Annotated in this window: 10 protein-coding genes; 5 read left to right on the top strand and 5 right to left on the bottom strand. The window is 30.9% G+C overall.

Translation table 11 applies throughout. The features are described from left to right. Nucleotides 1–92 precede the first annotated feature (92 nt). The 5 genes from pyrR (at nt 93) to KQI42_RS07635 (ending at nt 4,915) form a co-directional block, all read left to right on the top strand. Entirely contained in the window at nt 93–641 is a 549-nt protein-coding gene (gene pyrR / locus KQI42_RS07655) for a bifunctional pyr operon transcriptional regulator/uracil phosphoribosyltransferase PyrR (RefSeq protein ID WP_216518456.1), read from the top strand. Between the two features lie 324 nt (nt 642–965). After that, nucleotides 966–2,234 (top strand): NAD(P)-dependent oxidoreductase, encoded by a 1,269-nt coding sequence (locus KQI42_RS07650; protein ID WP_216518454.1) that lies wholly within the window; start codon nt 966–968, stop codon nt 2,232–2,234. Then, the gene (preA, locus tag KQI42_RS07645) at nt 2,234–3,469 is read left to right on the top strand and encodes an NAD-dependent dihydropyrimidine dehydrogenase subunit PreA (RefSeq protein WP_216518452.1); all 1,236 of its coding nucleotides are present in this window, start codon (nt 2,234–2,236) and stop codon (nt 3,467–3,469) included. The genes KQI42_RS07650 and preA overlap by 1 nt, the downstream gene beginning before the upstream one ends. A 101-nt stretch (nt 3,470–3,570) precedes the next feature. Further along, nucleotides 3,571–4,047, top strand: a complete 477-nt coding sequence (locus KQI42_RS07640) for a DUF1097 domain-containing protein (protein WP_216518622.1) — start codon at nt 3,571–3,573, stop codon at nt 4,045–4,047. Nucleotides 4,048–4,594: 547 nt separating this feature from the next. Beyond that, nucleotides 4,595–4,915, top strand: coding sequence for a hypothetical protein (locus KQI42_RS07635; protein ID WP_216518450.1), 321 nt, complete (start codon nt 4,595–4,597; stop codon nt 4,913–4,915). A gap of 736 nt (nt 4,916–5,651) precedes the next feature. Here the strand turns inward: KQI42_RS07635 and KQI42_RS07630 are convergent. The 5 genes from KQI42_RS07630 to grdD form a co-directional block, all read right to left on the bottom strand. Next, nucleotides 5,652–6,545, bottom strand: coding sequence for an ABC transporter permease (locus KQI42_RS07630; RefSeq protein WP_281420375.1), 894 nt, complete (start codon nt 6,543–6,545; stop codon nt 5,652–5,654). Nucleotides 6,546–6,573: 28 nt separating this feature from the next. Continuing rightward, nucleotides 6,574–7,686: an ABC transporter permease gene (locus KQI42_RS07625; protein WP_216518446.1), complete on the bottom strand. Its 1,113-nt coding sequence runs from the start codon at nt 7,684–7,686 to the stop codon at nt 6,574–6,576. Then, entirely contained in the window at nt 7,673–9,181 is a 1,509-nt protein-coding gene (locus KQI42_RS07620) for an ABC transporter ATP-binding protein (protein WP_216518620.1), read from the bottom strand. The genes KQI42_RS07625 and KQI42_RS07620 overlap by 14 nt, the downstream gene beginning before the upstream one ends. A gap of 101 nt (nt 9,182–9,282) precedes the next feature. Next, the gene (locus KQI42_RS07615) at nt 9,283–10,365 is read right to left on the bottom strand and encodes a BMP family lipoprotein (protein ID WP_216518444.1); all 1,083 of its coding nucleotides are present in this window, start codon (nt 10,363–10,365) and stop codon (nt 9,283–9,285) included. Nucleotides 10,366–10,614: 249 nt separating this feature from the next. Then, nucleotides 10,615–11,802, bottom strand: a complete 1,188-nt coding sequence (gene grdD, locus KQI42_RS07610) for a glycine/sarcosine/betaine reductase complex component C subunit alpha (RefSeq protein WP_216518442.1) — start codon at nt 11,800–11,802, stop codon at nt 10,615–10,617. Nucleotides 11,803–11,810 lie beyond the last annotated feature (8 nt).

The raw sequence follows: 11,810 nt of genomic DNA, 5'->3' as shown, positions 1-11,810 counted from the left end.
TAGATGAGAATTAGTCTATGTAAATGTCTTGATTTTAATTGGGGATCAAGACACTTTTTTTATTTAAAATATAGATGAAGGGTGGAATTCAGGTGGGTTTAAAGGCTATAGTAATGGACGATATCAAAATTAGTAGATCTATAATTAGGATCTCCCATGAAATACTAGAAAGAAATAAAGATACTGAAAACATAGTATTGGTAGGAATTAAAAGAAGAGGTGTTCCAATAGCTGAAAGAATTGCAGAAAATATAAAAAAGTTTGAAGGAATAGATATTTCAGTATGTAGTCTAGATATATCATTGTATAGAGATGATTTATCTGAACTCTCTGATGGTCCATTAATTAAAGATGGTGAAATAGGGATAAATGTTGAAGGTAAAGAAATAATTCTAGTAGATGATGTAATTTATACTGGAAGAACTGTAAGAGCAGCTATAGAAGCTATATTTGATAATGGAAGACCTAGTAGAATTCAATTAGCAGTTTTAATAGATAGAGGCCATAGAGAAATTCCAATAAGGCCAGATTATGTTGGAAAAAATATACCTACTTCAATAAGCGAAACTGTTTCTGTTGAACTTGCTGAAATAGATGGACTTGATTTAGTTAAAATCCTTGTACATCCTTTATATAAATAATATTGAAAGGTTAATTGCAAATTTTTCATATTGTTATATGAAATTGTACAAGGTTTTTATAAAAAAATACTATAAATAATCTCATTTAAATAACTTTAAATGATGTTAAAACTTTAACATTTGTTATGATGTTATAGAAATTGTTAAAAAAATGTCGAAATCTCGAGTAATCTTTGGTATAACTTGATTATACGATCATACAAGTGCAAATTTTGTTTTAAATAGTCGTTTAAGCATATTTCTTATATAGAAATATGCTTATTTTTTTGTTAAACTATAAACGCAATTAACTTTTCAATATTAAATATAAAGGAGGAATAAGTCTTGGAAAGAGAAACAAATTACTTACAAGAAAGAGAAGAAGTACTTACGCCAATTCTAGCAATTGAAGAAGCATCAAGGTGTTTGTTATGCCATGATGCACCATGTACCAAAGCATGTCCAGCAGGGACAGATCCTGCAAAGTTTATACGTTCATTACGTTTTAGAAATTTTAAGGGTGCTGTGGCTACAATTCGTGAAAACAATGTTCTTGGTGGAGTTTGTGCAAGAGTATGTCCTACAAGTACATATTGTGAAGGGGCATGTAGTAGATGTGGAATAGATAAACCAATTGAAATTGCGAAACTTCAACGTTATTTGACCGATTATGAACAATTGACAGGATTTGAAGCTCTAGAAGCTGTAGAAGTTACAAAAGAAAAAGTGGCAATTATAGGTTCAGGTCCAAGTGGACTTGCCGCTGCAGCTCAATTAGCTTTAGATGGATATAAAGTAACTGTCTTTGAATCTAAAGATTTATTAGGTGGATGGTTAACTTATGGAATACCAGCAAATAGACTTCCTCAAACAGTTGTTGATAATGAAATTAAATATATAAAAAATTTAGGTGTTGAATTTAAAACTAACTGCAAGGTTGGTAAAGATATTAAAATAGATGATCTTAGAAAAGAAGGATTTGGAGCTTTTCTAATAGCAGTAGGAATGCAAAATAGTAAATCTGTAAATGTCAAAGGACAAGATTTAGAAGGAGTTATTAACGGAGTAGATTTCTTAGCTGAAGCTAAAACTACAAATGGAAATATTAAAGTTGGTAAAAAAGTTATAGTTATAGGTGGCGGCGATGTTGCTATGGACTGTGCTGCAACTGCTAAATTAGTAGGGGCTGAAGACGTAAAAATAGTTTATAGAAGAACTATAGAAAAAATGCCAGCAGATAGAAAAGAATTAGCTTATACTCAAGAATTAAGCATACCAGTGTTTACTGGATTCAAACCAAGTGAAATAATTGGACAAGACGGCAAAGTTACTAGATTTAAAGCAATAGGTATGTTCGATGATTCAGAATTGGATCTTTCAGCAGACATGGTTATATTTGCAATTGGACAGGAAGCAGAAAAAATAGAAATAGTGGATATTAACGAAAAAGGAATAATTCAAACCTCAAACTACATGACTAATGTAGAAGGAGTATTTGCTTCAGGTGATATAGTTGAAGGAGATAAAACAGTAGTATATGCTATAAAAGATGGTAAAGAAGCTGCAAGTGAAATAGCAAAATACTTAACAAGTAAGAAAGAAGGTGCAAGATAATGAAAAGAAAAGATCTTTCAATAGAATTTTGTGGAGTAAAGTGCGAAAATCCATTTTTCTTATCATCCTCACCAGTAGGAAATTGTTATGAAATGTGCGCTAAGGCTTTAGAAGAAGGCTGGGGCGGTATTGTATTTAAAACTATAGGATTCTTTATAGCAAATGAAGTTTCTCCACGTTTTACTAATTTAGAAAAAGAAGGAACTCCTTTCTTAGGATTTAAAAATATGGAACAAATAGCAGAACATTCATTAGAAGAAAACTTAGATGCTTTAAGAAGATTAAAACAAGATTATCCACATAAAGTTTTGGTAGCTTCCATAATGGGACAAAATGAAGAAGAATGGGAAGAACTTGCAAAACTTGTTACAGAAACAGGAGCAGATATAATAGAATGTAACTTCTCATGCCCACAGATGACAAGTCATGCAATGGGTTCAGATGTTGGTCAAAGTCCAGAATTAGTTAAAAAATATTGTCAAGCAGTAAGAAGAGGAACTGACATTCCAGTACTTGCTAAAATGACTCCAAATATAGGAAATATGTCTGAAGCAGCAATAGCTGCTATGGAAGGTGGAGCAACAGGAATCTCTACAATTAATACAGTTAAAAGTATTACAGGAGTAGATCTTGATAAATTTATAGGATATCCAATAGTAAACGGTAAATCATCAATTTCTGGATATTCAGGAAAGGCAGTAAAACCAATAGCTTTAAGATTTATACAAGAATTAGTTACCAATGAAGATCTTAAAAATGTTCCAATAAGTGGTATTGGCGGTATAGAAACATGGGAAGATGCTGCTGAATTTATATTATTAGGTTCAACAAATTTACAAGTAACTACTGCTATAATGCAATATGGATATAGAATAGTAGAAGATATGATAGATGGTTTATCACGTTATATGGAAGAAAAAGGATTTGAAAAATTACAAGATATGGTTGGATTAGCAAACAAAAATATAATTCCAGCAGAAGATTTAGATAGAGGATATATTGTATATCCAAAATTTGAAGAAGTAAAATGTGTAGGATGTGGAAGATGCTACATATCTTGTTATGACGGTGGGCATCAAGCAATTGAATGGGAAAAAGAAAATAGAAAACCTGTATTAGACAAAGAAAGATGTGTAGGATGTCATTTATGTGCCAATGTATGCCCTGTTCAATGTATTTCAAAGGGAGACATAGTATTTAAAAAAGGCGAAAAAGAAAGAGAAATATTACTTTAATAAAGTTGAAAAAGTATAGGCATATCATGTCTATACTTTTTCAAAAATTATATTAGTATTATATTACCTATATACCTTTATGCTCTATTTAAAAAGGAGGAATTGTTATTAATCTATTAATATATACTTCTATAAGTGTAGGACTTTTATCAGGAATCTGGGGATTTATAGGCTCCTCATTTGGATTATTAACTTGGGTGGGATTTGTAGGTTGCACAAGCTATTATGCTTCTGGTGGTAAGCTTTCAGGGTTAAGAAAATCTGTTGCTGCTAATATGACTGGTGTTTTATGGGCTATGGCAATTATTATAACAAGCAAGTACATACCATTTTCATCAGCTGGAGCTATAATGACAGGAGTATTCTCCTTTATAATGTGTGCTCAAGCAAAGTTTGAACTATTATCTTTTATACCAGGGACATTCTGTGGAAGTTTTTCTACTTTTGGAGCAGACGGAAACTGGAAATTAGTAATTATATCATTGCTTTGTGGTGCCATATTAGGTTATGTTTCTGATATGGGAGGAATTTGGCTTTATAATCTGACTAAAAAAGAAAAGCAAATATCCTATCAATAAATGTTTAGATAATACAAATAAAATTTTTGTTTATGTAACATACAACGAAAACAGTTTTTATAAAATAATATAAAAATTGTTTTTTGTTTTTAATAAAAAATTTAATTTAAATTTATAATAATCTTTAAAATGATTTTTCAGTAACATATTTGTTAATTCAAAAAATATGAAAAACTTTTATATTAAATATATACTTCTGATTTATTTACTTGTATACTTAATCCAACGTAAAATTGCTTATAAATAATATTAGATAAAATTAGGTATAAATATATGATATGATTAGAGTAAATCAGTTTTCTCCTTTTTTTGATATAATAACTCTAAATAATATTGAAAAATGTTGAAAGTTAGCCGAATAAAATTCTATAAAAACTTGTTTAATTATGATATGATTAATTTAGGTTCTAGTAGGAAATCAATTAATTACTCTTTTACTTATAATTTCAAATTTGTATCAGAACTTATAACGTTTTTAAATAATATAAATAGTATTTATTAAACTTGCTAGTCTAACTATAAAAATAAATACTAGGGGGATAATTTGATGAAAAGAAAAGTGTGTTCATTAGTATTAAGTTTATTTATATTATTAAATCTTGGTAGCAATTTAGTATATGCTATAGACTTACATGACCATGATAAAGATGGTTCTTTATCTTTGATGGCTGCATGTTCTCATGATTGGAATTTAGTAGATTTAAATCAAAGAAGTTGGTCTAAAAAGCATTATCCTGTTATTGATAGTTATGTCAGAGAATGTATTATCGAATACTATTCCAATAAAGAAACATATAAATGTAATAAATGTGGGTCCAGCAAAGTTGTAAATAACGATATAGAATACCATACAGTTTGTGATAATTAAAATATAATTAACATATTTGTTTAGTAAAAATTTATAGCAAAATAGACTAGCAAGTTTTTTAATTTTTGTATTCACATAAATACTTTTTAAAACTACAATTTTTTTCATAATATTATTAATAAAAATAGAAGTTCAACAATAAATTTTGTGATAAATAGTACACCTACTATATTAGGAGATAATCCATAGGAAAAATATTGATACATTTTCCTGCTGATTGGAAACATGATGTACTAAGTGTGATTCAATTAAGGAAATGATAGAATAATACATCATACAAATCCAGATTGTGATTACACCACTAAATCCCCAAAATAGACATTAAGAAAAACCACTTCCTATTGTAGAATAGATGCAATTGAAGGTGGTTTTTTATAAGTAATAAAAAATTATATATTCATTAGATTCATTAACAAGAAATTTATTAATACATGAAAAAAGTAATCGTTTAAATAAAAACCAAAGCATGTAACCCTCGATTTTATAGTACTTATATAAAAATTTTTAAGCTAAAATATCTGCAAAAATATGTACATCTATTGCTGAATATATTTTTATAATTATCAGTAGGATACAACTAAAACTTAAATTGATGCCATATAAGAAACAATGTAAGATTGTATAACTCTATAAAATTATAAAATCAACGGTATTTTTATATCTAATAAATAGACTTCAGCCTCGAGAGATTCATAATACAAAAAAGTTTTTGGCCTTTTAAAGACCAAAAACTTTTTTAATTCTTATCATTTTCATATTGTAAACCGTTAGCTGCTGGTCCATTGGACTCTCCTACAAATACCATCAACACTAATAAAGTTATTAAATATGGAACCATGGCCAGTATTTGAGAAGATATTCCTAAACCAGCACCACCTAAATAGACTGTCAATCCTTGAGCTGCACCAAACAATAGACAGCCCCACATAGCTCCCTGTGGTTTCCATTTACCAAATATCATTGCTGCTAAAGCTATAAATCCTTGTCCAGATATTAAAGTAATTCTGTAATTAGATACTACAGCTAAACTCATAGCTGCTCCGCCAAAACCTGCAAAAATTCCTGAAAGTATAACGGCTATATATTTTACTCTATAAACATTTATTCCTAAAGTATCTGCTGCTCTCGGATGTTCTCCAACAGAACGAATTCTTAATCCTAGTCTTGTTTTATATAGCAAAAACCAGACAATTAAAACTAAAATAAAAGCAATATATACTGTAGCATATTGATTAAATACTAAATTTAAAAATGAATTAGATGGAAAAACTCCATTAAATGGTCTTGGAATTTTATTATCTAAGTCTAAAGGCAAAGTCATAGCTGCCCCATCAAAGAACATTTTACACAAAAATAATGCTAATCCTGGACCTATAAAATTAATTGCAATTCCTGATACGACATGGTCTGCAGTAAAAGTTACACACGCTATTGCATGCAATAAAGCAAGCATTCCTCCTGCCAATCCGGCTGCTAAAAATCCTAACCATGGATTTTTAGTAAAGTATCCTACAGCAGCACCTGCAAAAGCTCCAATAGTCATCATTCCTTCAAGACCAATATTAACTACACCTGAATTTTCTGATATTACACCACCTAAAGAGGTATAGATAAGAGGAGCTGCATACATTAAAGTTATTCCAATTATTACTCCTATATCATTTAATACTTTCAACTTTTTCACCTCTCTTCCTTACTTTAAAAGAAGTCATCATTTTAATTAGTTTTGGCATTGCAATAAAGAACACTATAACACCTATAGTTATATTAATAACTTCTAGTGGAGCACCTATAGTTGATTGTAATTTACCTCCACCATATTTTAATCCTCCGAACAATAAAGCTGCTGGTATACATGCAATAGGATTGTTGCCTGCAATTAAAGAAACTGCTATACCATCAAAACCATAACCTTCCATAGCTGCTAATATAGCGGTTTCTCTAGATACCCCCAGTACCTGTGTCGCACCTGCTAGTCCAGACAATGCTCCAGCTATCATCATAGATACAATTATATTTTTCTTAATATTTATACCACCGTATTCTGCAGCATATTTATTATGTCCTACTGCTTTTAATTGATATCCTAGTGTAGTGTGTTTCAGTATATATAATATTAGAATAGCAACTAAGATTGCAATTATAAAACCATAGTTAAGCGGTGGATTTAAAAGATCTTTTAAAAAAGTATTAGTCTTTAGGAAAGCTTTTCCTGCTTCTGAAGTCTTCCATTTACCAAGTATATTGATACTAGCACTTTCTAATATCTTTTGAGAAGCATCTCTATTTGGTCTTTTGAACTTGTCCCAGAATACTACATAATTACTAAAGTATAAGGCAGTCCAATTTAACATTATAGTAGTAATAACTTCATTAATTCCAAATTTTGATTTTAATAATCCTGCTATTCCTGCCCAAAGGGCTGCAGCTAAACAACCTGCCAAAATAGCTACAATAGGATGAATCACTGGAGGTAACTTAAAGAAATATCCTACTAAAGTGGCTACTAAACTTCCTATTATAAACTGGCCTTCTGCACCTATATTAAATAAACCAGTTCTAAAAGCAAATGCTACGGACATACCAGTTAATATAAGTGGAGTAGATCTTATTATGGTCCATGATATATATTTAGGGTTACCAAATACACCTTTGAGCATTATTCCATAAGCTTCTATTGGATTAAATCCTGCTATTAAAAGGACTACCCCTCCTATTATTAGACCAAACATTATGGATATCAAAGTTATCATAAATTTATTTTGTTTCATTCTTTACACCTCCACCAGCCATTAAATATCCTAATGTTTTTTCATCGGCATTTTTCGCATCTAATATATCCACTATTTTCCCATCAAAAATGACTGCTATTCTATCAGATAAATTCATAATTTCATCTAATTCAAAGGATATTAAAAGTACTGCTTTCCCTTTATCTCTTTGTTCAATTAAATATTTATGGACATACTCTATAGCCCCTACATCTAAACCTCTTGTCGGTTGAGCTGCTATTAAAACATCTGGATTATTAGAAATTTCTCTGGCAAGTATAATCTTTTGTTGATTCCCTCCTGATAGATTTCTTGCCATTTGCTTATCATTTCTTGGTCTAATATCAAACTTTTCAATTAGTTCTTTTGAATATTCACTAATTTTTTTATGATTCAACCTACCTTTGCTGGAAAAAGGTTCTTTATGGTAATTTTCTAATATTATGTTTTCGCCTACAGTAAAGTCTAATACTAATCCTCTTTTTTGTCTATCTTCTGGTATATTACTTAATCTTTTTTCGATAATTTCTTTTGGTGTTAAGTTAGTAATATTCTCGTTATTTAATTTTACTGTACCGCTCTCTATTGGTCTTAATCCTGTTATTCCTTCTATTAGCTCAGATTGACCATTTCCATCTACTCCTGCAATTCCTAATATTTCCCCTCTTTTAAGTTCTAAAGATAGTTCTTTTACCGCTTTTAAGTTTCTATTATCTTTGATTACTAAATTGTCCAAGTTTAATATAGTTTCTCCTACGTCGGCATCTTTTTTATCTACTTTAAAACTTACTTCCCTTCCTACCATCATAGATGCCAAATCTTCTTCTGTCACTTCATCTACTTTTACTGTATCTATTTTCTTTCCTCGTCTAATAATTGTACAATAATCTGCTGATTGTTTTATTTCTTTTAATTTATGAGTAATTATTATTATTGTCTTTCCTTGTTTTGTTAAATTCTTCATAATTTGAATTATTTCTTCTATTTCCTGTGGTGTTAATACAGCCGTAGGCTCGTCCAAGATCAACACGTCTGCTCCTCTATAAAGAGCTTTTAATATTTCTACCCTTTGCTGCATTCCTACAGATATATCTTGAATTTTAACATGAGGATCTACATGAAGACCATATTTTTTAGATATTTCCTCTACCTCTTTTGTAGCTTTTTTCATATCTATAATTCCCATACTTTTAGTGGTTTCCATTCCTAATATAATGTTTTCCACTACTGTAAAAGTTTCAACTAACATAAAATGTTGATGTACCATTCCAATTCCATTTTTTATAGCTACATTTGGATTTTTAATTTCTATTCTATTTCCATTTATATAGATTTCGCCAAAAGTTGGCTCATACAATCCATAAAGAACATTCATCAATGTAGTTTTCCCAGCCCCATTTTCTCCCAATAGTGCATGGACCTCTCCCTTATGAACTGTTAAATCTATACTATCATTTGCAGTAAAATCTCCAAACTTTTTTGTAATATTTTTCATTTCAATCACTTTAGTATTAAAATCAATATTGTTCAATAGGGCTCCTCCTATCTTTTATAGCCTTAAGCAGCTCAGACTTCTGCCTGAGCTGCTTATATTAACTATTTTATTGTTTCTAAATATTCATTATAAGTTTCTTCATTATAAGGAACTTTAATCTCTCCGTTTATTATCTTTTCTTTTAAATCTTCTACACTTTTAAGAATTTCCTCTGGAACATGTTTGTTAGATGTTGGTGCAATATCAACTGCTCCATCTTCCAAACCATAAGTAATTGTTTTTCCTCCAGGGAAGTCTCCTTTTTTAAGCTCTTCAGTTACATAGTAAACTCCTAAGTCCACACGTTTTATGGCTGATGTTAGTACATTATCTGGCGCTAAATCATTTTGGTCTCTATCTACACCTATTGCCCATTTATCTTGCTCTTTAGCTGCTTCTATAACTCCATTTCCTACGTCTCCTGAAGCATGAAATACTATATCTGCCCCTTGTTGATACATTTGAGTAGCTATAGCTTTACCCTTTGCTACATCTGAGAAAGACTCTGCATATTGATTTAATACTTTAATTTCTTTACCTAATTCCTTAGCTGCATATTGAACTCCTGCTTGATAACCATAGTCAAATCCCCAAATAATATCTCCAGCTATACCGCCAACAAAACCGACCGTATCAGTCTTAGTCATTTTACCTGCAATATAACCTACTAAGAAAGATGGCTGCTCTGCTTTGAACATAACCCCTACTACATTTTCTGGAGTATTATCTCCGTAAGAAGAGTCAACGATAGCATATAATTGCTCTGGATTAGCTGTTGCAGCATCCATTACAGCATCACTTAATTTAAAACCAATACCCCAAATTAAATCATTTCCTTCATCAAGTAATGATTCAAAGTTTGGCGCAAAGTCAGCATCTTGTTGAGATTCTTTATAGGATACTTTAACTCCTAAATCTTTCTCAGCTTGTTGTAAACCTTCCCATGCTGATTGATTAAAAGATTGGTCGTGTACTCCACCTTCGTCTGTAACCATTGCAACTTTAATTTCCTCAGCTGTTTCTGTTTCAGGTGCTTCTGTGCCTTCATCTGTTGTATCAACTGGTGTTTCTGCTTTTTTACCACAACCAACTAAACTAAAAACCAATACAGTAATTAGTAGTAACGATAATAATTTTTTCTTCAAATTAAACTCCCCTTTCAATGATTAAATATTAATATAGTATAAGTAATTTTATATTACTTATATGTCCTTTGAAATCCATATATGTTCCCTTAAACTTTTGGGTACAAGGTTATTATATATGATTTACAAAGAATTTACAATAAAAAAGGCTCCTATAGGAACATCTTAAGTCAAGGAGACTTTTTTAAAGAATTTTAACTTATACTTTACAAAAAAACACTCCAAGTTCCCTTGGAGCCTAGAGTGTTTTTAACAAGGATCTGCTTCACCAACAGCATAACCTGATTTTGCTAGTACTTTAGTAGCTTCATTTAACTTAGCTTCGTTTACCATTACTATTGGACCTGTACATCCCATTCCAGATTCAGCATAGATACCATTTTTCCATAATACTTTAACAGCATCTTCTAATTCCATAATATCAATTCCATTAATTGTACCTGTTACAGTTTCAGCTGGTGGAGCTTCTACAGTTTCTTCTTCTTTCACTTCAGCTTTTTTATTGTCTTTAGTTAAACCTTTCAATATATCTTTTAATCCAGCTTTATTAGCTTTCTCGAACTCTTCCTTAGCAATTTTTGTTACATTGCCTCTAACTAAAGATGCAGCATAGCCAATTGCATTAGCTACTACTGGAGTACCTGATGCTCTTGAAAGAATAAGAATGGTTCTATCATAATCCTCTCCAATACCAGGACCATATCCAAAACCTTGTGCTTCATAGCTACCGCCTGTTGTAAATGAAGAGAATACCTTCATTAGAATGTTTCCTGTAAGAGTATCATTTATCATTATATCTGGTTGCCCAGTTAAAAGATCGTTACCTCTCATTACTGAACCGCCATCAGCTCTTCCGGATTCTGTAAAGTTAACTTCATATCCTCTACTGATTAAATCTTTAAAAGCTCTTTCAACTTGTCTAGCACCATCAAGATTTAATATTCCTACAGTTGGATTTTCAATTCCCATAGCTTTTGCTGCAATAATTCCGTATATACCATTTTTAACCATAGCTTCAACTCTATGTGGTGAAGAGGTTCCAGTTGTTGTAGCTATGAACATTTCTTTACCATGACCTGGAGTTATAACTCTTCCAACTGTTGACACCCCTATTGGAAAATTGTAATGCATAGTTACACAAGCACCTATTTCTCCACTATCAAGTAATTCTTCCATTTTCTTATGTTGAGCATCTTCACCTTCAACATTGTATTGAGTAAGTTTAGATTCAACCTTAGGTCCTATTAATACTACCTCAATACTGTTATCTCTAGCTTGAGCAATTTCAGCACCTTTAACTATATTGTCAATGCCTAATTCACTACCAGCTACAGTGATACCTACTCGAACCTTTTCGCCAAATTGTCCAGTTTGCATAGCATCGGCAATGTCATTAAATACCTTACCGATCATGCTTTTTATATTGTTATCTGACATATTATCAC

The organism is Tissierella simiarum (genome assembly GCF_018917865.1).
GTDB lineage: Bacteria > Bacillota > Clostridia > Tissierellales > Tissierellaceae > Tissierella_C > Tissierella_C simiarum.
This window is presented reverse-complemented; position numbering and strand designations above follow the sequence as displayed.